This is a genomic window from Prauserella salsuginis (genome assembly GCF_024648885.1).
GTDB classification, from domain to species: Bacteria; Actinomycetota; Actinomycetes; order Mycobacteriales; family Pseudonocardiaceae; genus Prauserella; species Prauserella salsuginis.
This window is the reverse complement of record NZ_JANBBF010000016.1, coordinates 24,006-45,868: the sequence shown is the minus strand read 5'-3', so window position 1 is coordinate 45,868 and position 21,863 is coordinate 24,006. Positions and strand designations below refer to the sequence as shown.

The 21,863-nt window shown below is 70.8% G+C and carries 16 protein-coding genes; 7 read left to right on the top strand and 9 right to left on the bottom strand.

Annotated elements, in window-relative coordinates; all coding sequences use genetic code 11:
* Nucleotides 1-56: 56 nt before the first annotated feature.
* Nucleotides 57-1,088: a heme o synthase gene (locus LY40_RS25350; protein ID WP_183787005.1), complete on the bottom strand. Its 1,032-nt coding sequence runs from the start codon at nt 1,086-1,088 to the stop codon at nt 57-59.
* Between the two features lie 714 nt (nt 1,089-1,802).
* Here LY40_RS25350 and tkt point away from each other — a divergent pair.
* The 7 genes from tkt (at nt 1,803) to LY40_RS25315 (ending at nt 11,576) form a co-directional block, all read left to right on the top strand.
* Nucleotides 1,803-3,902 (top strand): transketolase, encoded by a 2,100-nt coding sequence (gene tkt, locus LY40_RS25345; RefSeq protein ID WP_183787004.1) that lies wholly within the window; start codon nt 1,803-1,805, stop codon nt 3,900-3,902.
* A 20-nt stretch (nt 3,903-3,922) separates the two neighbouring features.
* Entirely contained in the window at nt 3,923-5,032 is a 1,110-nt protein-coding gene (gene tal / locus LY40_RS25340; protein ID WP_183787003.1) for a transaldolase, read from the top strand.
* A 9-nt stretch (nt 5,033-5,041) separates the two neighbouring features.
* Nucleotides 5,042-6,649, top strand: a complete 1,608-nt coding sequence (locus tag LY40_RS25335; protein ID WP_258938384.1) for a phosphoglucose isomerase-related protein — start codon at nt 5,042-5,044, stop codon at nt 6,647-6,649.
* Nucleotides 6,646-8,175 carry a glucose-6-phosphate dehydrogenase gene (gene zwf / locus LY40_RS25330; protein ID WP_183787001.1) on the top strand — a complete coding sequence of 510 codons (1,530 nt, stop codon included), beginning with the start codon at nt 6,646-6,648 and terminating at the stop codon, nt 8,173-8,175. The genes LY40_RS25335 and zwf overlap by 4 nt, the downstream gene beginning before the upstream one ends.
* Entirely contained in the window at nt 8,172-9,383 is a 1,212-nt protein-coding gene (gene opcA / locus LY40_RS25325) for a glucose-6-phosphate dehydrogenase assembly protein OpcA (RefSeq protein ID WP_183787000.1), read from the top strand. Before zwf ends, opcA begins: the two co-directional genes overlap by 4 nt.
* The gene (pgl, locus tag LY40_RS25320) at nt 9,380-10,156 is read left to right on the top strand and encodes a 6-phosphogluconolactonase (RefSeq protein WP_258938383.1); all 777 of its coding nucleotides are present in this window, start codon (nt 9,380-9,382) and stop codon (nt 10,154-10,156) included. The genes opcA and pgl overlap by 4 nt, the downstream gene beginning before the upstream one ends.
* Before the next feature lie 163 nt (nt 10,157-10,319).
* Entirely contained in the window at nt 10,320-11,576 is a 1,257-nt protein-coding gene (locus LY40_RS25315; protein ID WP_258938382.1) for a sensor histidine kinase, read from the top strand.
* Nucleotides 11,577-11,839: 263 nt separating this feature from the next.
* On the opposite strand, the gene LY40_RS25310 is transcribed toward LY40_RS25315, so the two are convergent.
* The 8 genes from LY40_RS25310 to LY40_RS25275 form a co-directional block, all read right to left on the bottom strand.
* Complete coding sequence (locus LY40_RS25310; RefSeq protein ID WP_183651390.1) at nt 11,840-12,187, bottom strand: RNA polymerase-binding protein RbpA; 348 nt, start codon at nt 12,185-12,187, stop codon at nt 11,840-11,842.
* 47 nt (nt 12,188-12,234) lie between these two features.
* Entirely contained in the window at nt 12,235-12,465 is a 231-nt protein-coding gene (gene secG, locus LY40_RS25305; RefSeq protein WP_183786997.1) for a preprotein translocase subunit SecG, read from the bottom strand.
* 59 nt (nt 12,466-12,524) lie between these two features.
* Nucleotides 12,525-13,313, bottom strand: coding sequence for a triose-phosphate isomerase (tpiA, locus tag LY40_RS25300; RefSeq protein ID WP_183786996.1), 789 nt, complete (start codon nt 13,311-13,313; stop codon nt 12,525-12,527).
* Nucleotides 13,314-13,541: 228 nt separating this feature from the next.
* The gene (locus LY40_RS25295) at nt 13,542-14,780 is read right to left on the bottom strand and encodes a phosphoglycerate kinase (RefSeq protein ID WP_258938381.1); all 1,239 of its coding nucleotides are present in this window, start codon (nt 14,778-14,780) and stop codon (nt 13,542-13,544) included.
* A 3-nt stretch (nt 14,781-14,783) separates the two neighbouring features.
* A complete protein-coding gene (gene gap, locus LY40_RS25290; protein ID WP_258938380.1) occupies nt 14,784-15,788 on the bottom strand; it encodes a type I glyceraldehyde-3-phosphate dehydrogenase in 1,005 nt (334 codons plus the stop codon).
* A 173-nt stretch (nt 15,789-15,961) separates the two neighbouring features.
* Complete coding sequence (locus tag LY40_RS25285; protein ID WP_258938379.1) at nt 15,962-16,615, bottom strand: DNA glycosylase AlkZ-like family protein; 654 nt, start codon at nt 16,613-16,615, stop codon at nt 15,962-15,964.
* A gap of 59 nt (nt 16,616-16,674) precedes the next feature.
* Nucleotides 16,675-21,117: a coiled-coil domain-containing protein gene (locus LY40_RS25280; RefSeq protein ID WP_258938378.1), complete on the bottom strand. Its 4,443-nt coding sequence runs from the start codon at nt 21,115-21,117 to the stop codon at nt 16,675-16,677.
* An 8-nt stretch (nt 21,118-21,125) separates the two neighbouring features.
* Complete coding sequence (locus tag LY40_RS25275) at nt 21,126-21,857, bottom strand: hypothetical protein (RefSeq protein WP_221213605.1); 732 nt, start codon at nt 21,855-21,857, stop codon at nt 21,126-21,128.
* Nucleotides 21,858-21,863 lie beyond the last annotated feature (6 nt).

Sequence of the window (21,863 nt, the reverse complement as noted above, 5' to 3'; positions counted from 1 at the left end):
GGGCGCACGGCGGCGGTGCCGCCTGCCCGAGCGATCCCAGCGGCGCGACAAACAGGTCAGAACGGCAGGCCGAGGACCGGCATGCCGATCGCGGCGTCGACGGCGAGCGCGACGAACACGATCATGAGATACGTGTTGGAACGGTGGAACAGCGCCATCGGCTTGGTCTCGCGACCGCGTTTGACGCCGGCGTACAGGCTGTGGGCGTAGAAGAGGAACCACGCGCCGGCCAGTCCGGCGAAGGCCGCGTAGAGCCAGCTCGTGGCCGGGACCAGCAGCAGCGTCCAGCCGACCATGACCCACGAGTAGATGACGATCTGTTTCGCGACGTGCAGCGGGCTCGCGACGACGGGCAGCATCGGGACGCCCGCGCGTTCGTAGTCCTCGCGGTACTTCATCCCGAGCGCCCACGTGTGCGGGGGCGTCCAGAAGAAGATGACGCCGAACATGACGAAGGCAGGCCATTCGACGGTGCCGGTCACGGCGGCCCAGCCGATCACCACCGGCATGCAGCCCGCAGCGCCGCCCCAGACGACGTTCTGCGGCGTCCGCCGCTTGAGCCCGAGGGTGTAGACGAAGATGTAGAACAGGATCGTCGCGATCGCGAGCAGCCCCGCCAGCAGGTTGACCGTGGCGTAGAGCAGCGCGAACGACGCCGCGCCGAGCACGAGCCCGAAGATCAGCGCATTCGTGCGCGGCACCGTGTCCCGCACGAGCGGCCGCTTCTTCGTGCGGTTCATGACCTTGTCGATGTCGGCGTCGACGACACAGTTGAGCGCGTTGGCACTGCCGGCCGCCATGGTGCCGCCGACGAGCGTCGCGAGCAGCAGCCACGGGTTCGGGATCTCGCGGCCCGCCAGGAACATCGCGGGGATCGTGGTGACGAGCAGCAGCTCGATCACGCGCGGCTTCGCCAGGGCCGCGTAGGCCGCGACGGCACCGCGCACGCCGCGCCTGCCACCCGACGGCCCACCCTCGGCACCGGCTCCCCCACCTCCGGCCACCTCGGCACCGTCGACGTTGCTGTTGCCGGCGCTGGTGTGACCACTGCGCCCATGTGGCGGATGCGCAGCGTGCACCAACGACATGTCGCTCCCTGCGTCAGATTCGGGTCGGACCGTGACGGCTCAGACGCCGTGACGGCCGCGGATCGGCCGTTTCCGTGACAAAGGGTAGTAGAGCCCTGCCGGACCCCGGCGCACGGCACCCCGCGGCGCAGCGCACGTCACATTCGCGGGCACGCAGGCGCCGGCCGTGTCACACCGCGCGCGTCCCGGCGGCGCGCCCGGGCGCGCCGCCGGGACGCGCGGATTACGCTGACCGCGTCGGCCACCCGGCCGGCACCCACCCGGCGAGCACCATGGGCACACGGCGCCTGATCGATTAAGATCGCGGTGTCGGCGTCCACGCGGTCGCAGCACGTGTCCACGGCGCCAACGACGCTCACTGCTCCGACGCACGCTGTGGTGTCCGGAAACACACTCCGGGCACAACAACGTGCGCCGGAGAACAGCGTGCGTCGGAGAACAGCGTGCACCGCAGAACACAGTGTGGTGTGTGCGGAAACAGCCGGTGTGGAAGCACAGCGACTGTCGAAGCACAGCGGTCGCCGGACAACGGTTCGCCGGACAGCGGTTCGCCCCGGCGGCCGTCCGCCCGGCGACGGTTCGCCGGACAGCCGTTCGCCACGACAACCCAAACCGTTCGCCACGACAACGTTCGCCACGACAACACAGCGTCCGCCGACCCGCGGCGCGCACCGAAGACAGCTTCAACCAAAGACGATCAGGAGCCGAGTTCTAGTGTCGGAAAACGCCTCGACCGCGGAGAACAACCCCTTGCTGCGCCGGAACTACCCGGCCGACTGGGCCGATGTCGACACCCGCGCCGTGGACACCGTCCGCGTCCTCGCCGCCGACGCGGTCGAGCACTGCGGCAGCGGCCACCCCGGCACGGCGATGAGCCTGGCGCCGGTGGCCTACTCGCTGTTCCAGCGCACCATGCGCCACGACCCGGCCGACCCGGAGTGGCCCGCGCGTGACCGGTTCGTGCTGTCGGCGGGTCACTCGAGCCTGACGCTGTACATCCAGCTGTTCCTCGCGGGCTACGGCCTCGAGATGGCCGACCTCGAGCAGCTGCGGAAGTGGGAGTCGAGGACCCCGGGCCACCCCGAGTACCGGCACACACCCGGCGTGGAGACGACCACCGGGCCGCTCGGCCAGGGCCTGGCGAACGCGGTGGGCATGGCCATGGCCGCCCGCCGCGAGCGCGGCCTGCTCGACCCGGAGAGCCCTGCGGGCGAGAGCCCGTTCGACCACCACGTCTATGTGATCGCCTCCGACGGCGACATCGAGGAGGGCGTCACGTCCGAGGCCTCCTCGATCGCGGGCAGGCAGGAACTGGGCAACCTCGTGGTGATCTACGACGACAACAAGATCTCCATCGAGGACGACACGAACGTCGCGCTGTCGGAGGACACGGCCAAGCGCTACGAGGCCTACGGCTGGCACGTGCAGGTCGTCGACGGCGGTGAGGACGTCGTCGCGTTCGAGAACGCGATCGCCGCGGCGAAGGCCGAGTCGAACAAGCCGTCGTTCATCCTGCTGCGCACGGTGATCGGCTACCCCGCGCCGACGAAGATGGACACCGGCAAGGCCCACGGCGCCGCACTGGGCGCCGACGAGGTCGCCAGCGTCAAGAAGGCCCTCGACTTCGATCCGGACCGGAGCTTCGTGATCGAGGACGAGGTGCTGGACCACACCCGCAAGGCGCTGGAGCGCGGCAAGACCGAGCGTGCGCAGTGGCAGGAGCGTTTCGACGCCTGGGCCACGCAGAACCCGGAGCGCAAGAAGCTCGCCGACCGCCTGCGCACCCGGTCGCTGCCGGAGGGCTGGGCCGAGCAGCTGCCCACGTGGGAGCCGGACGAGAAGGGCGTGGCCACGCGCAAGGCGTCCGGTCAGGTCCTGAACGCGGTCGCGGACGTGCTGCCCGAGCTGTGGGGCGGCTCTGCCGACCTGGCGGAGAGCAACAACACCATCATCAACGGTTCCGACTCGTTCGGCCCGGAGTCCGCGTCGACGGACATGTTCACGATGAACCCGTACGGCCGGAACCTGCACTTCGGCGTGCGTGAACACGCGATGGGCTCGATCCTCAACGGCATCGCCCTGCACGGCGGCACTCGCCCGTACGGTGCCACGTTCCTGATCTTCAGCGACTACATGCGCCCCGCCGTCCGCCTGGCCGCCCTGATGAAGGCGCCGGTGACCTACGTCTGGACGCACGACTCGATCGGCCTCGGCGAGGACGGGCCGACGCACCAGCCGATCGAACAGCTCGCCTCGCTGCGCGCCATTCCGGGGCTGAGCGTCGTGCGCCCGGCCGACGCCAACGAGACGGCCGCCGCGTGGAAGGCCGCTCTCGAGGACACCCAGCACCCGACCGGCCTGGCACTGACCCGGCAGAACGTCCCGGTGCTCGAGGGCACGAACGCCGGAGGGGTCGCCAAGGGCGGCTACGTGTTGGCCGAGGCGTCCAACGGCAACCCGGAGGTCGTGCTCATCGCGACCGGCTCCGAGGTGCAGCTGGCCGTCGAGGCCAGGGCGGCGCTGGAAGCCGACGGCGTCGCGGCGAGCGTCGTGTCGATGCCGTGTGTCGAGTGGTTCGATCGCCAGGACCAGGCCTACCGCGACGCCGTGATCCCGCCGACCGTGAAGGCGCGGGTCGCCGTCGAGGCGGGCATCGCCCAGCCGTGGCACCGGTTCGTCGGCGACGGCGGCGAGATCGTCTCGATCGAGCACTTCGGCGCCTCCGCCGACTACAAGACGCTGTTCCGTGAGTTCGGCTTCACCGCGGAGGCCGTGGTCGCCGCGGCCCGCCGCGCACTGGACAAGAACTCCTGACCGGATTGGGGAATCATCTGATGAGCACCAACCTTGCGGCTCTGTCCCAGGCCGGCGTGTCGATCTGGCTCGACGACCTGTCCCGCGACCGGATCAACTCCGGCAATCTCGCCGAGCTGATCCGCGACAAGCACGTCGTGGGCGTCACGACCAACCCGACGATCTTCGCGGGCGCGCTGTCCGACGGCGAGGCCTACGACGAGCAGGTTCGCCAGCTCGCGGCGCGCGGTGCCGACGTGCACGCGACCGTGCGTGAGCTGACCACCACGGACGTGCGCAACGCCGCGGACGTGTTCCGCGACGTGTACACAAGCACCGGCGGCCTCGACGGCCGCGTGTCGATCGAGGTCGACCCGGGGCTGGCCCGCGACACCGACAAGACCGTCGCCGAGGCCGCCGACCTGTGGAAGACGGTCGACCGGCCGAACGTGCTGGTGAAGATCCCTGCCACCGAGGAGGGTCTGCCCGCCATCACGAAGACGCTCGCCCAGGGCATCAGCGTCAACGTCACGCTGATCTTCTCGGTCGAGCGCTACCGCGCCGTGATCGACGCCTACTTCGCAGGCCTGGAGCAGGCGAAGGCCAACGGCCACGACCTGTCCGCCATCCAGTCGGTCGCCTCGTTCTTCGTGTCCCGCGTGGACAGCGAGATCGACAAGCGACTCGAGGCGATCGGCACCGATGAGGCACTCGGGCTCCGTGGCGAGGCCGCCATCGCCAACGCCCGGCTCGCCTACGCCGCCTACGAGGAGCTGTTCTCCTCCGAACGGTGGCAGGCCCTGAAGGCCGACGGAGCGAACCCGCAGCGTCCGCTCTGGGCCTCCACCGGTGTGAAGAACCCGGACTACTCCGACACGCGCTACGTCGACGGGCTGGTCGTCGCCGGCACCGTCAACACGATGCCGGAGGCCACGCTGGAGGCCTCGGCCGATCACGCGAACGTCACCGGCGACACGGTGTCCGGCACCGCCGAGCAGGCCCAGGCCGTGTTCGACAAGCTGGCCGCCGCCGGCATCGACATCACCGACGTGTTCATCACGCTCGAGAACGAGGGCGTGGAGAAGTTCGACAAGTCGTGGGGCGAGCTGCTCGACACCGTGTCGGGCCAGCTCGAGAAGGCGAAGGGCTGAGACGCGGAGATGAGCGCTCAACAGATCGGGATCACCGTCGATCCCGCACTCGAGGCCGCTGCGGCACCGTTGCTCGAGAAGCTGGTGTCCGACGGGGTGGCGAGCAAGCTCTCCGCCCAGGACGCGACGCTGTGGGGCTCCGACGCCGAGTCCGAGGCGTCGATCCGTCTGTCGTGGACCGGGCTGCACCGCACGTCGCGTCCGCTGATCGGTGAGATCGAGGCGCTGCGCAACGATCTGCGCTCGGAAGGCGTGGACCGCGTGGTACTCGCCGGGATGGGCGGTTCGTCGCTCGCACCGGAGGTCATCACCGCCACGGAGGGTGTGTCGCTCACGGTCCTCGACACGACCGATCCCGCCCAGGTGGCCGACGCGCTCGCGGGCGACCTGGACCGCACCGTGCTCGTCGTGTCGTCGAAGTCCGGCACCACCGTCGAGACCGACAGCCACCGCCGGGTGTTCGCCGCCGCCTTCGAGGAGGAGGGCATCGACCCGGCACGGCGCATCGTCGTCGTGACCGATCCTGGCTCGCCGCTGGCGGAGCTGGAGCAGTGCCGCAAGGTCTTCCTCGCCGATCCGCACGTGGGCGGCCGCTACTCGGCACTGACCGCGTTCGGCCTCGTGCCCGCCGGTCTGGCGGGGGCGGACGTCGCGCGGCTGCTCGACCATTCGGCGCTGGTCGCCGACGTGCTGGCCGCCGACACGTCGGAGAACCCGGCGTTGCGGCTCGCGGCGGCGTTCGCCGCGGCCCACGACGGTGGTGCCGAGAAGCTCGTGCTCGCCGACACCGGATCGGGGATCACCGGGTTCGGCGACTGGGCCGAGCAGCTCATCGCCGAGTCGACGGGCAAGCAGGGCACGGGCCTGTTGCCGGTCGTCGTCGAAGGCCCGGACGCCCCCGGGTTCGGCGATGCGGGCGGCGACGCCACCCCGGTGGCGATCGGCCCGGCAGGCAACGGCGCACGGATCGCCGCGGAAGGCTCGCTCGGGGCACAGTTCCTGCTGTGGGAGTCGGCCGTCGCGATGGTGGGCAGGCTGCTCGGCATCAACCCGTTCGACCAGCCCGACGTCGAGGCCGCCAAAAAGGCGGCCCGTTCGCTGCTCGACGATCCGGATGCCCTCCACGCGACCTCCGCGCCCGCGGCCGTGGCCGGCGCGGTGGAGGTCTACGCCTCTGCGGGCACGAGCGCCGAAGGGTCGCTCGCCGACATGCTGCGGGAGTTCACCGCCACGGTCCCCGACGGCGGCTATCTCGCCGTACAGGCCTACCTCGACCGGCTGGACGACGCGTCCGCGGCGCTGCTGCGGTCCGAGCTCGCCAAGCGGACCGGGGTGCAGACCACGTTCGGCTGGGGCCCGCGGTTCCTCCACTCGACGGGTCAGTACCACAAGGGCGGCCATCAGAACGGGGTGTTCCTGCAGCTCACCGGCGCGTCCGAGGAGGACCTGCAGGTGCCGGACCGTCCCTACACGTTGGGCACGCTTCAGCTGGCGCAGGCCCTCGGCGACGGCCAGGTGCTCGCCGACCACGGCAGGCCCGTGCTGCGGCTGCACCTGACCGACCGCGCGGCCGGTCTCGCCGAGCTGGTGCGTGCCGTACAGGAGCTCCATCGATGACGCGCAGCTGGACCAATCCGCTCCGCGACCCCAGGGACAAACGTCTCCCCCGCATCGCCGGGCCGTCCAGCCTGGTGATCTTCGGCGTGACGGGCGATCTGTCCCGCAAGAAGCTGATGCCGGCGATCTACGACCTGGCCCATCGCGGGCTGCTGCCCCCTGGCTTCTCCCTCATCGGGTTCGCCCGCCGCGAGTGGGAGAACCAGGATTTCGGTGAGGTCGTTCACGACGCCGTTGCCGAGTACGCGCGTACGCCCTTCCGCGAGTCGGTCTGGAACCGGCTCGCGGAAGGTATCCGGTTCGTGCAGGGCACGTTCGACGACGACGACGCGTTCGACCGGCTGGCGGAGACGGTGCACCAGTTGGACGCCGAACGCGGCACGGGCGGCAACACGGCGTTCTACCTGTCGATCCCGCCGTGGGCGTTCCCGATCGTGACCAAGCAGCTCTCCCGCAGCGGGCTTGCCGACTCCGACGAGGACACCTGGCGCCGCGTCGTGATCGAGAAGCCGTTCGGTCACGACCTCGCCAGCGCCCAGGAGCTCAACTCCGTGGTGAACCACGTCTTCCCCGAGGAGTCGGTGTTCCGCATCGACCACTACCTCGGCAAGGAGACGGTGCAGAACATCATGGCGCTGCGGTTCGCCAACCAGCTGTTCGAACCGCTGTGGAACGCCCACTACGTCGACCACGTGCAGATCACGATGGCCGAGGACATCGGCCTCGGGGGCCGTGCCGCGTACTACGACGGCATCGGCGCGGCCCGCGACGTCATCCAGAATCACCTGCTGCAGCTGCTCGCGCTGACGGCGATGGAGGAACCGGTCTCGTTCGAACCCGGCGCGCTGCGGGCCGAGAAGGTCAAGGTGCTGGGCGCGACGAAGGCGGTCGGCCCGTTCGACGAGACGACCGCGGCCGGGCAGTACGCGGGCGGCTGGCAGGGCGGCAAGAAGGTGCCCGGACTGGCCCAGGAGGCCGGGTTCCGCAAGGAGTCGACGACCGAGACCTACGCCGCGGTCACCCTCGAGGTGCAGAACCGCCGGTGGGCCGGTGTGCCGTTCTACCTGCGCACCGGCAAGCGACTGGGCAGGCGGGTGACGGAGATCGCCGTCGTGTTCAAGCGGGCGCCGCACCTGCCGTTCGACTCCACCTCGACCGAGGAGCTCGGGGAGAACGCCATGGTGATCCGGGTGCAGCCGGACGAGGGTGTCACGATGCGGTTCGGGTCGAAGGTTCCGGGCACCACCATGGAGGTCCGGGACGTGACGATGGACTTCGGCTACGGCCATTCGTTCACCGAGAGCTCGCCGGAGGCCTACGAGCGGTTGATCCTCGACGTGCTGCTGGGCGAGCCGTCGCTGTTCCCGGTGAACGAGGAGGTCGAGCTGTCCTGGAAGATCCTCGATCCGGTGCTGGAGCACTGGGCCGAACGGGGTAGTCCCGAGCCGTACGCACCGGGCAGCTGGGGACCACCGTCGGCGGACCGGATGTTGGAGCGCACAGGCCGTCACTGGAGGCGCCCGTGATCATCGACCTGCCGTCGACGACGACGTCGCAGTTGAACAAGAAGATGGTCGAGCTGCGGGAACGGGGCGGCGCGGTGGCGCTGGGCCGGGTCCTGACGCTCGTGATCGTCGCCGAGGACGACGAACAGCTCGAGGATGCGATCGACGCGGCGAACGAGGCGAGCCGCGAGCATCCGTCGCGGGTGATCGTCGTGGCGAAGGGCGTCCGCACGGCGGCTCCTCGCATCGACGGTCAGATCCGGGTGGGCGGTGACGCCGGTGCCAGCGAGGTCGTCGTGCTCCGGCTGTACGGTCCGCTCGCGAATCAGGGGCAGAGTGCGGTGGTGCCGCTGCTGCTGCCCGACGCTCCGATCGTCACGTGGTGGCCGAGCAACGGTCCCAAGTCGCCGATGAAGGACCCGCTGGGCAAGCTGGCGCAGCGCCGCATCACCGATTCGGCGGCCGAGAAGAATCCGATCCGGTCGCTGCTGTCCCGGTCCAAGGCGTACACCGACGGCGACACCGATTTGGCGTGGACGCGGTTGACCCATTGGCGGGCGCAGCTCGCGGGCGCGCTGGACCTGCCGCCGTACGAGCAGGTCACCGGCGCCACGGTGGTCGGCGAGGGTGACTCGCCGTCGACCGAGCTGCTCGCGGGCTGGCTGGCCGAGTACCTGGACGTGCCGGTCAAGCGGAACAAGAGCTCGAGCGCGCAGGGGATCCTGTCCGTCACGTTGGACCGTCCGTCGGGACCGGTCTCGATCGAACGTCCCGACGGGCGCACGGGCACGCTGACACAACCGGGCCAGCCCATGCGGAAGGTGGCCCTGCACCGGCGCGACAACCGCGATTGCCTGGTCGAAGAGCTGCGGCGGCTCGACTCGGACGAGGTGTACGAGGCGTCGCTGCGTGGCTTGGCGAAGCTGTCGGGTGCCCGGAGCCGCGGTTCGGATCGCGGTTCGGGTCGCAGTTCGTCCCGGACGGCCGCGACGGCGAAGACCGCGTCGGCCTCGGCATCGTCCACCGGGGCGTCGTCCACCGGGGCCACGACCACCACGAAGTCAACGTCGAGCTCGAAGGGTAGGTCGGGTTCGAAGGCCGGCTCGAAGGCGAAGTCCGGGTCGACCCGGTCGCCGGGCACGTCGTCGAAGGCGAAGTCCACGTCCTCGTCGACATCGGCGTCCTCGTCGAAACAGTCCACCACGAAGACAGGAAAGGGCCGGGCATGAGCACCTCCGCCTCGCCGGCAGGCGACGTCGTCGTCCATTCCGATGCCGACGTACTGGCCGCGGCGACGGCCGCACGGCTGATCACCGCGCTCACCGACGCGCAGGCGGCCCGCGGTTCGGCGTCGGTGGTCCTCACCGGCGGCGGTACGGGCATCGCGATCCTGGAACAGGTGCGCCGCTCCCCTGCCAAGGATGCGGTCGACTGGTCGCGGCTCGACGTGTTCTGGGGCGATGAACGGTTCGTCCCGGCGGACGACCCGGAACGCAACGAGAAGCAGGCCCGCGAGGCGCTGCTCGACCACGTGCCGGTCGATCCCGCGCGGGTGCACGCGATGGCGGCCGCCGACGGCGAGTTCGGTGACGATCCGGACGCCGCCGCGGCCGCCTATGCGCAGGTGCTGGCCACGGCGGCGTCCGGCGCCGACGCGCCGACTTTCGACGTGATACTCCTCGGCCTCGGCGGCGAGGGGCACACGGCGTCGATCTTCCCGGACACGCCCGCGGCGCACGAGGCCGAGCGGTCCGTGGTCGCGGTGCGGGACTGCCCGAAACCGCCGCCGACCCGGGTGTCGTTGACGTTCCCGGCGATCCGGCGGGCCACCGAGGTGTGGTTGGTGACCGCCGGGGCCGCGAAGGCGGGCGCGGTCGCTGCGGCGCACCGCGGCGTGGGTGAGGTCGAGCTTCCGGTCGCGGGAGCCCGCGGCACGGGCAGGACGCTGTGGCTGCTCGACACCGAGGCCGCGGCCGAACTTCCCTGGTCACAGCGCGTGTAGGAAAACTACCCGCAGGTGTGACGCCGCCGGCACGCACAGGGGGCGTCACACGAAAAACTTATGCGCGTTGCGTTAACATCCGCACACTTTTTCTCGAATAGGGAGACACTGCGGGGCAGGATGTTCTCTCATGGTGAGGTCCACAAGACGAGAGGTCTCGACCATGACCACAGAGGGAACGTTTCTCCCTGACGTCTCGCTTCAGGGCCCGCGCTCCGTGGCACACCGCGTACGCCTCGCGTTCTCCGCCATCCGAAACTCGCTGTCGACCTTGTGGAGCCGCACCGCGGTCCGGAGCACCGTGATCGACGTCTCGGTGTTCCTGATCGCTGTTCTGGACGTGTGGCTCGTCGTCCCCGCCGACGCGCCGACCTACTCGGTGTACCTGTCGGCACTCAGTTGCGGTGCGCTCCTGCTGCGCCGCTGGTTCCCGTTCACAGTGCTGATGCTCGCCGCACCCGGGTTCATGGCGGGTTGGGCGCAGGTCGCCGCCATGATGGCGCTGGGGTTCCTGGCCACCCGCAAGCAGACCCACTGGCAGGTCTGGGTCGGCGCCTGGGTCGTCTGGATGTGCCGCTTCATCCTCTGGCCGCTGGACGAGTTCGTCGCCCTGAGCTGGCAACTCCACGCTCTCGACATCATCTACAGCACTGTCGTCGCCGGCATGCCGCTGGCGATCGGGCTGCTCATCGGCGCCCGGCAGCAACTCGCCACCCGCCTGGCCGAACTGGCTGCGAGTCGGGACCGAGAACGCAAACTGCACGCCGAGATGGTCCGAACAGAGGAACGCACCCGCCTGGCCAGGGAAATGCACGACGTGGTGTCGCACAACATCACGCTCATCGCGATGCAGGCCGGGGTGCTCACCGCGGCCGCACCGGGCGGTGACGCGGAACGGACCGCGCGCACGATCCGGGAGCTGAGCACGCACACGCTCGAAGAGCTGCGCGGCCTGGTCGGTCTCCTCCGGTCGGGGTCGGCCGAGGACGACGGCGGGTCACCGAAGGTCTGCGAGATCCCCGATCTCGTGCACGGCTGTCAGGTGCCGGTGAAACTCGAGCTCGACACGCTTCCCGCGGATGTGCCCGACCAGGTGTCGGCCGCCGCCTACCGGACGGTGCAGGAATCGCTCACCAACGTCCGCAAGCACGCCCCGGGCGCGACGACCCTGGTGAAGGTGTCGGCCGACGACGAAGCGCTGCTGGTGGAGGTCCGCAACGACCCGCCTGCGAGGACGGCCGACAGCGGCCCCCTGCCCTCGGGTGGTTTCGGGCTGACGGGCCTTGCCGAGCGGGCCAGGATGCTCGGTGGGACGGTCGAGTCGGCGCCCACGGCCGACGGCGGGTTCTGTGTCACGGCTCGCTACCCGGTCACCCCGTTGGGAGACGCCGAGCCGGTGGAGGCGTCGTCGGCGTCGTAGCCATTCGCCGTCCCTGCTCGTCGACACCGCCCACGTGGGCAGGCCAACGGGCGCGAGCGGCCCGCTCGGGCCGGTCGCGCCCGAGCCGAGGTTGCGAGAACCCGCGCGGCCAGCCTGCACCGTGAGACACACGTTCGCCGGCGACGGTCATTCCGTCGCCGGCGAACGCAACGCTTGCCGGCCTCGCGGCCGTGCCAGCCTGTCGCACGTCTCAGACAGGCGGTGCGGGCCTCCGCCCGTCGCCGGTGCCTGTCCGCGGTGGGTCAGGCCCTGCCGCGGCGCTGCCGCAGCTTCTCCAGGGCCTCTTCGAGGAGCGCTTCGCCCTCCTCGTCGCTGCGCCGTTCCTTCACGTACTCCAGATGTGACTTGAACGGCTCCGTCCGGCCCGCCGACGGCGGATTCTGCACGTCCTGCCCACCGGGCAGACCGCACTTCGGACAATCCCATTCGTCCGGAATCTCGGCGTCGAGCGCGAACGACAGCCGCGACTCGTGCCCGTTGGCGCACCAGTACGACACGACACTCCGCGGCGCGGTCTCGCCACGCTCGGATTCGCTCGACGGACCGGCCGCGCCGATGCGCGTCCCCCGGATCGCGTTACCGCCAACCATCAAACCTCACCCACCAGTAACCCGGCGTGCGCTAGGCACGCGACCGATCAGAGTTTGAGGAGCAGGCCGAGCCCGATGATCGCGATGATCCAGACCGCGGCGAGGCCGATCGTGACCTTGTCGAGGTTCGACTCGGCCCGGCTCGAGCCGGCCAGGCTGGCCTGCATCCCGCCACCGAACAAGGACGACAGGCCCCCACCGCGGCCACGGTGCAACAGCACCGCGATGATCAGCAGAACGCTGGTCACGACCAACAAGATTTGCAGGAACAGTTGCATGTCATCCTCTGTCTACTGCGGGTGGCGAGGGCACCCAGAGTAGCGGGTGCCACACGCTGTCAGGGTAGCGGGCCTCCGGCGGCCATCGCGCAGAGTTTCGTGAATTCGTCGCCGTCGAGGCTGGCGCCGCCGACGAGCGCACCGTCCACGTTCTCACAGGCGATGAGATCGGCGATGTTGCCCGACTTCACCGAGCCACCGTAAAGGACGCGCACCCCACCGGCGAGGTCGGCACCGTACTTCTCCGCCAGCGCGTTGCGCAGGGCGGCGCACACCTCCTCCGCGTCGGCCGGCGTCGCGACCCGGCCCGTGCCGATCGCCCACACCGGCTCGTACGCCACCACGACGTCGGCGACCTGTTCGGTCTTCAGGCCCTTGAGGGCCTCGATGAGCTGCGTGGTCGTGTGGGAGATGTGGTCACCGGCCTCCCGCACCTCCAGGGGCTCACCGACGCACAGGATCGGTGTGAGGTCGTTCTTGAGCGCGGCACGCACCTTCTTGCCCACGACCTCGTCGGTCTCGGCATGGTGCTCCCGCCGTTCCGAGTGGCCGACCACCACGTAGGTGCAGCCGAGCTTGGCCAGCATCGACGCCGACACCTCACCGGTGTAGGCACCGGACGCGTGCTGGGACACGTCCTGCGCGCCGTAGGTGAGCAGCAGCTTGTCGCCGTCGACGAGCGTCTGCACGCTGCGGATGTCCGTGAACGGCGGGATGACCGCCACGTCCACCTTCGAGTAGTACTTCTCCGGCAACGAGAAGGCGATCTTCTGCACCAGGGCGATGGCCTCGAGGTGGTTGAGATTCATCTTCCAGTTGCCGGCGACGAGTGGCTTGCGCGTCGTCATACCTGCACCTCCCGGGGGACGAGGGGGGCCGGGTTGGAGCGGAGCTCCCCCTGAATGGACAGCACAGCCAGTTGCCGGCGACGAGCGGCTTGCGCGTCATGCGGCCACCTTCCGGATCACGAATGGTACTTGGGGTGGAACTTCTCGAGGGTGCGTGCCGAGAGCACCGGGCCGTATGGCCTGGCGCCCTCGGCACGCATCGGCACGTGTCCGTGTCGGGTCCGCGCGTCACTCGCCGAGGACCGCCACGCCGGGCAGGTCCTTGCCCTCCAGATACTCCAGCGAGGCTCCGCCGCCGGTGGAGATGTGCGAGAACCCGTCCTCGGGCAGTCCCAGCAGCCGCACTGCGGCGGCGGAGTCACCGCCGCCGACGACGCTGAAGGCGCCGCCGTCGGCGATCGCCTGCGCGACACCGCGGGTGCCACCGGCGAACGGCGCCATCTCGAACACGCCCATCGGGCCGTTCCAGAACACGGTCGCGGCCGAGCCGGCGGCGTCGGCGAAGCGGCGCACGGACTCCGGACCGATGTCCAGGCCCATCCAGCCCTCCTCGATCTCACCTGCCCCCACCGTGCGAGTGGCGGCGTCGGCGGAGAAGGCATCGGCGGCGACGACGTCGACCGGGAGCACGAGCTTGTCGCCCGCCTCGGCCAACAGCCGCTTGCACACCTCGACCATGTCGGCCTCCAGCAACGAGCTGCCGACGCCCTGGCCCTGTGCGGCCAGGAACGTGAAGCACATGCCGCCGCCGACCAGCAGCCGGTCGACCTTCGGCAGCAGGGCCTCGATGACCGCGAGCTTGTCGGAGACCTTCGAGCCGCCGAGCACGACGGCGTACGGCCGCTGCGGATCACCGGTGAGCGTGCGCAGCACCTCGAGCTCGGACAGCACGAGGCCACCCGCATAGGCGGGCAGCTCACGGGCGATGTCGTAGACGGACGCCTGCTTGCGGTGCACCACGCCGAAGCCGTCGGACACGAACGCGGCGCCGGAACCGACCAGCGCGGCGAGCTCACGGGCCAGTTCGCCGCGCTCGTCGGCGTCCTTGCTCGTCTCCCGCGGGTCGAAGCGGACGTTCTCCAGCATGGCGACCTGGCCGTCGGCCAGGTTCGCCGTGACGTCGCGGGCCTCGCGTCCGACGACGTCACCGGCCAGCGGGACGTCGCTGCCGAGCAGCTCACCGAGCCGCGCGGCGACGGGCCGCAACGAGTACGCGTCGTCGGGCGCTCCCTTGGGCCTGCCGAGATGCGCTGTGACGACCACCCGTGCGCCTGCCTCGGCGAGACGACGGATCGTCGGCAGCGCGGCACGGACCCGGCCGTCGTCGGTGATGGTCGCGCCGTCGAGCGGCACGTTCAGGTCCGAGCGGACCAGCACGTACCGCCCGGCGACCCCTCCACCGGCTACGCCCTCGTTGGCGGGGGTGCCCCCACTGGACAGAAGATCGTCGAGTGACTTGACCGCCATGGCTCAGGACAGCTTGGAACCGACGAGGTTGGCCAGGTCCGCGAGACGGTTGGAGTAGCCCCACTCGTTGTCGTACCAGCCGAAGACCTTCACCTGGTCGTCGATGACCTTCGTCAGCGGCGCGTCGTAGACGCAGGATGCCGGGTCGTTGACGATGTCCGACGAGACGATCGGGTCCTCGCTGTAGCGCAGGATGCCCTTGAGCGGCCCCTCGGCGGCGGCCTTGTAGGCGGCGTTGATCTCGTCGACCGTGGCCTTCTTCGACAGGTTGACGGTCAGGTCGGTGATCGAGCCGGTCGGCACCGGCACGCGCAGCGAGTAGCCGTCCAGCTTGCCGTTGAGCTCCGGCAGCACCAGGCCGATGGCCTTGGCCGCACCGGTCGAGGTGGGCACGACGTTGAGCGCGGCGGCGCGGGCACGGCGCGGGTCCTTGTGCGGGCCGTCCTGCAGGTTCTGGTCGGCCGTGTAGGCGTGGATCGTCGTCATGAGACCCTTCTCGATGCCGAACTCGTCGTTGAGCACCTTGGCCAGCGGCGCGAGGCAGTTCGTGGTGCACGAAGCGTTCGAGATGATCGCCTGCGACCCGTCGTACAGGGAGTCGTTGGCGCCCAGCACGACGGTCAGGTCCTCACCCTTGGCCGGCGCGGAGATGATGACCTTCTTCGCGCCACCGGACAGGTGCGCCTTGGCGTCCTCGGCGTTGGTGAAGAAGCCGGTGGACTCCACGACCACGTCGACGCCAAGGTCGCCCCACGGCAGCTTCGCGGGGTCGCGCTCGGCGAGCGCCTTGATCGTCTTGCCGCCGACGACGATGCCCTCGTCGGACGTGGTGACCTCTTCCGGGTAACGGCCGAGCACGCTGTCGTACTTGAGCAGGTGGGCCATCGTGGAGACGTCACCGAGATCGTTGAAGGCGACGACCTCGATGTCGTGGCCGCTGGCCGCCGCGGCACGGAAGAAGTTGCGGCCGATCCGGCCGAAGCCGTTGACGCCTACGCGAACCGTCACGTCTGCTCTCTCCTCACAGTGTTCTCGACCCGGCGCGAAGGCCGGCTTGCACATCCTTGGGACGACCACACCCTAGCGTGGCGACCAGGCCATACCCGGATACCCCGTGCGAGACGTCGCGCACCTTGAACCTTGCAGAAATCGTTCAAGATCGCTCAGGTCACATCGCCCGGTCACCCGGTGACGCCGGATGCCCGCCGACCGCACTCAGTTCCCGTTCCACCGGGGTCCGGAAGCGCGGCACGACCACGGCGTCGGGCAGCCAGCTGCACAACCGTTGCGTGAGCCGTTCGGCCTCGGCCGCCACCAGTGCCGTCCGTTCGGCGCCGACGTCCTCCAGCAGCCGCGTCGCGACCTCTCCCGCGGTGCCCTCGCCGTTCCACCGGTGGGCCCAGCCGCCGACGACGCGGCCGTCGCACCAGATCGTCGGCCAGCCAACGGTCGAGATGCGGGATACCGGTCTGTTCGAGGTGGCGCAACAGCAGTCGCCGTTGCTTGCGCTCGATGTCGACGGCACAACCAGCCTGCACGAGGGGCGCGACGCCGCGGCCGACGACGAACATCGTGCGGCGCATGCCGAGCATCCGCAGCACGGAACGATCCTCGTACAGCGCGTGTTCCACCGCGCCGACCGCATCGACGGCGTGGCCGCCGGGTCCGGACTCGGCGAGGCGGGCCGCCGCGGCGAGGTACACGCTGGCCGGGTCCGTGGCGTGGAACGCGACCACGCCCTCGGCGATCGCTGCGACGCTGTCGGCGGGTGCGCTCAGGAAATGGCGCCACGCGAGACGCGCCCGCCGCTCGGCCGTGGTCATGGTCGGGGTCACGGGCCGTGTCTACCAGCGGTCCCCGACAAGCACGGGCCGGTCAGCCCGAGGCGTGCCGCTCAGCCCGCCGCCGACTTCGTGTACACCCGGGTCGACGTCAGCCGGGCCGTGCCGTCGGGTTCGGGCAGCTCCTCGAGTTGCTTGCGCATCGTCGCGTCGACCGACAGGTACTTGCGGCCCGCCCGCAGGTCCGCGTCGTTGCGCAACCGCACGATGAGCGGAAACTCCGACAGCGCCCCCGCGTCGAACAGGCCGGTCGTGTAGACCAGCTGCACCCCCAGTGCACTCGCGACGGCGCGCTGCAACTCCAGCAGATAACCGGCCGAGGCGCGGCCGATCGGATTGTCGAGGAACAGCACGCCCGAGTGCGGATTCCGCATCCGGCCGCGGTTGTTGGCCCGCAGCGCCGCGAGGGTGCAGTACAGGATGATCGCCGCGGTGAGCTGCTGGCCGCCGGAGAACACGTCGCGGATCTCCGATACCCGCTGGCGTTCGGTGCGGAGCACCGAATCCGGTTTGAGCATGTCCACGCGGAAGCCCTTCGGCACCGCGGCGCGGACGCCGCGCAGCAGCAGTGACAGCCCGTCCCGTTTGACGTCCCTGCCGTCTGCGGTCTTGCCGACCGCCGCCTCGTCGACGACCTCGCCAAGGGCCGTGGCGAGGTCGGCGTCGTCGAGCTCGGTGAAGCGGATGCGGAGGAACTCCTGGCCGGACCAGTCCCCGAGCCCGTCGGGCAGCCGCGACACCCGCTGCGCGGAGCGCAACGTGCGGATCGCGCCTTCGACCATGCTCTGCAGCCGGGTGACGATGCCGGAGCGGTGGCGGTCGATCTGCGCGAGGTCGTCGGTGAGCGTCCGCAGCCGCGGCCGCAGCGCCTCGGCCCACTCCTGCGCGTGCTCGGGCAGGCTGTCGCGGCGGACGGACACGACCTGCTGCCGCACCGGCGTGTCCAGCTGCTCGAACCGCTTCTCCGTGGCGTACTGCGCCAGCGTGTCGGCGGCGGCCCGCACCCGTGCGGCGGCCTCGTCGACCTGCTGCTGCGCCGAAGTGAGACGTCCGGTGAGCTCGGTGGCCCGGGCCTGCGCCTCCTCCACGTCACCGTCAAACGCCCGTGCAGGCTCGCCCGCGGGTACGTACGCCGCGAGCGACTCGGCCAGCAGCCGGAAACCGGAGGCGCTCTGTTTCGCCGCGTCGAGGGAGGCCTGCGCGGCCGCGTGCCGCTGCTGCAGCTCCTCCCACTCCCTCGCGGCGGCCGACACCTCGTCGCCTGCCTCGTCGATGAGCTCCCGGCCGTGGTCGACGTCCCGCGGTCGGGTCACCGTGTCCAGTGGCCCCGACGGTGAGGGCAGCTGTTCCAGCTCGGCCGTCCGGGTGGCGAGCCTGCCGATCACCTCGGTGCGTTCGGCCTCCAGGGTCTCCACGGTCCGCACCACACGCGCCTGGGCGGCCGCGCGCGCCGACGAGTCCGAGCCGTCGGGCGTGTCGAGGAGCTCGGCCGCACGGGCGCGCACGTCCTCGTCGAGGTTCTCCAGTGCGGCTCTGGCCGCCGACTCGGCCGCTTCGGCCTGCTCGAGTTCGGCCCGCAGGTCACCGCCCACTTCGACCCGGGAGTAGGCCTCGGACGCGGACGTGAACGCCCGGCGCAGCGCGTCGACCGGTTCCGCGGGCACCGGGTCGTCGGCCGACACGGACCCGCCGCCGGGCACCTCCGCCAGCTCACCGCGTGCGGTGGTCGCGGTACGCCGGTGGCCGTCGGCCGTGCGCCGGTGCTCGGCGGCCTGCTCCCGCAGCCGGGCTGCCCGCGCCGCGGCGTCGTCGGCGCGCTGGTCCCCCAGCGCGGCCGCTTCCCTGGCCCGCTCCGCCTCCTCGGTCCACTGCGCCATCCGGCCGGTGCGGCCCGCGAGATCGTCGAGCGTGCGCGCGGCGTCCTCGGCGCGGCGGGCCTCCGTCCGCAACGCCGGGACCCGTTCCCGCAGCGCGTCGCGCTTCTCGGTGAGCCGCCCGGCGGCCTGTTCGGCCTCCTGGGCCGCCCGCTCGGCAGCATCCCGTGCCGTCTCGGCTTCCTGGGACTGCTCGGCCAGCACGGCGATGCTGCCGGGCGGGTAGTCCTCGCGCCAGGCGGAGAGCTTCCACGTCAGCGCGGCGTCGCGGCCGATCGACTCCTCCAGGTCGGCGAGCCGGCGCTGCCGGTCGTGCTGGCGGCGGCTGATGGCCTCGCGTTCCGCGTCGGCCGCGTCCTCGTCGTACATCGCGGGGTTCGGCGGCACGAGGAACGCGACCCCGGGTGCCTCGTCGAGATCACGGTCGGCCAGCGCCGCGGTGGTGCCCACGGCGATGGCCGCACCGGGCAGCAGCCGGTGCTCGGTCAGGACCTCCTGGGCACGTCCGAGCTGGGCCGGGTCGTTGAGCAGCACGCCCGACACCAGCTGCGGTGCCCGCTGCACCGCGTCCGCGCGCGTCGAGGCGTCGAGCGTGGACAGGTAGCGCCAGCCGGACCACGCCGTGATGCCGGCCTGTTCGAGGACTTCGAGCGCGGCCTGCAGCTCCTCGGGCGCGGGCAACAGGCCGCCCGAGCCGAGCGCTCCCAGCGCGCGTTCGTCCCGCGACTCCTCCATCCGCAGCGTCGTCTGCTCGCGTTCGGCCTCACCGCGCGCCTCGGCGAGCCGCTCCAGCACCGCCGGCGTGTCGGTCTCCAGCGTGACGGTGTCGGTGCCGAGCAGCTCGGCCAGCCGCGGCTCCGCGGCGAGCGCGTCGGTGCGGCGGTGCGCGCGCGTGAGTTCCTCGGCCGCCCGCTGGGCACGGTCGCGGGCGCTCGCGGCCTCCCGCTGCGCCTCGTGCGCGGCGGTCTGGGCGGCGCCGAGCTCCTCGGCGACGCGCTCCAGTTCCGCTTCCCTCCTGGCCAGCTCGGCGGTCGCCTCCTCGCCCTCGGCCGCGGCCGTCCGGGCCGCCTCGGCGACGTCCGCACCGTGGCTCACCAACCCGTCGGCGGTCGCCTGCGCGATCTCCGCCCGCACCTCGTCCAGCCGTGCGGTCAGCCCGTCGGCCTCGGCGCGGCGGTTCGCAGCCGCCGAGGTCGCCTCGTCCCGTTCCCGCTGCGCGTCCTCGGCCTCGGCCTGCAGCTGGTTCGCCTGCCGGTCCGCCTCGTCAGCCTGCTGCTGGGCTTCCCGCGCCAGGCCGAGCAGGCCGCGCGCCAGCGCCGTCGCGGCGGCGTTCTTCGCCTCCAGCGCGGGCCGCGCCTTCTCCTCCCTGCTGCCGACGAGCTCACGGATGTCGGCGGCCTTCCGCGTGGCGCCCAGGTGCGTCAGCACGGTTCCGGTCTCCCGCCACGCCTCCGCGAGGGTCTTCGCCTCCGTGAGCTCGGCGTCGATGCGCTCGGATTCGGCCTGCGCCTCCTCCCGCAGCATCGCCGCGACCTGCCTGCGCAACTCGGTGAGCACGGCCTGCTTGCGCCGATGATCACCCTCGGCGAGCCGTTCGGCGTCGGAGACCTCCTGCACGTGCGCGGTCAGCGTCTCGAGCCGTTCGGACTCGGCGGCGTTCCTACCCGCGACCTCACCGGCGAGGGTCTCGAGTTCCGCGCGGGCCGCGTCGGCGAGCTTCCGCGCCGCCGCCGCGAGCTTCTCCTCGTCGATCAGCGGCGTGAGCGCATCGAGAGCACCGGCCACGAAGTCCCGCTCGGTCATCAGCTCACCGCGCTGGGCGAGGTTGTCGGCGTAGGTGACCACGACGTCGGCGAGGTCCTTCGGCTCGTCCTCGGTGATCACCGCACGGAGCAGGAATTCGACGAAGGCCTCGTCGGTGTTGAACGCGAACGCGTCCGCCGCCTCACCCTCGCCCGCGTTCATGGCGCGCTGGTAGCGGAACAACTCGGTGTCCAGGCCGAGCTGGTCGAGCCGCTCGGTCCACTCGTGGTGCCTGCGGGTCCAGAACAGCTGCAGTTCGGGCACGTCCCCGTGCAGCGACGTCATCCGGTCGTGGAACCCGGACATCGTCAGCAGTTTGCCCTCGGCGGTCAGCGGCAGCGACTCCAGGCCGACGTCCGCACCGGGGCGGAAGCAGTACCACGAGTCGACCAGATTGGCCGGGTCCGACGAGGCCACGTGGCCGCGCCACTCGGAGACCTTGCCGGTGATCAACCGCTCGCCCGTCTCCACGTGCTGCCATTCGAGCACCACGTGCGCGACGTCCTTCGAGCCGACGAACTTCTCCAGCACGCGTGTGTTGGTCGTGCCGACGACCTGCCGCCTGCCCGGCAGCATCACCGAGAAGATCAGCTTGATCAGCACCGACTTCCCGCCGCCGTTCTCCAGGAACAGCACGCTCGCCGGTGACGGGCGACGCGGCGGCCCGCCCTCGGCATGGTGGATGCCCGCGCCGAACAGCGCATCCTGTGTCAGCGTGGCCACCACGTCGCCGACGCCGGAGAAGTCCAGCACGACGTCCTGGTACCGCGCACCGCTCGGGCCCACCGAGTGCAGCCGCACCCGCGACAGCTCGTACATCCACTCCCCTACAGCGTGTCGGTGGCCGACGCCCGCAGCGTCGAACCCTCACCCGGGACCGAGACGACCCCGAGTGCGAGCAGCTCGTCGAACGCGGCGTCGGCCGCCAGCTCGCGCACCTGCACCTGGTAACGCGGCGTCGTCCGGTACGTCCCGCCCTGCTCGGAACTCACCGGGACGAGGAATCCCTGCTCGGCCAGGAACCGTAGCGCCCGCGTCACCATCCCGCGCGTGGTGTCCGGGGCGAGCCTGCCGTCCTTGGTCGCCGCGGCGGCGGGCCTGCGGGCGTACGCGCGCCACGCCTGTTCCAGTTCCGGCGCGTCGGCGAGCGGGTCGGTGTTCGCCGCGGCCCGTTCGTCGAGGATCCGGCACGCCTCCCGCACGACCCCGTCCACCTGCTCGACACTCACCCTGCCGATGTAGGTGTCGTTGGCCAGGTCGTCGGGTCTCGGATATCCCAGCGCCGCCGTCGCCAGGTGGATGAGCCCGTGCAGGACCTTCTCCGTGTCTCGCCGTTCCCGGATCTTCGACTGCCGCGCGTAGCTGTCCATCTTGATCTCGAAGATCGACTCGTCGGTGGCGGCCAGCACCGCGCCCGCCTGGGCGTTCACCTCGAGCACCAGCAGTCCCAGCCCCGCCGCCACGGAGTGGGTGAGCTGCTTGAACGCGCTGTCCTCGCCGTAACGCCGCACGAGGTCCGCGTAGACCACGTCCCGTCCCGGCACGAGTTTGGGCCGCATGCCGAA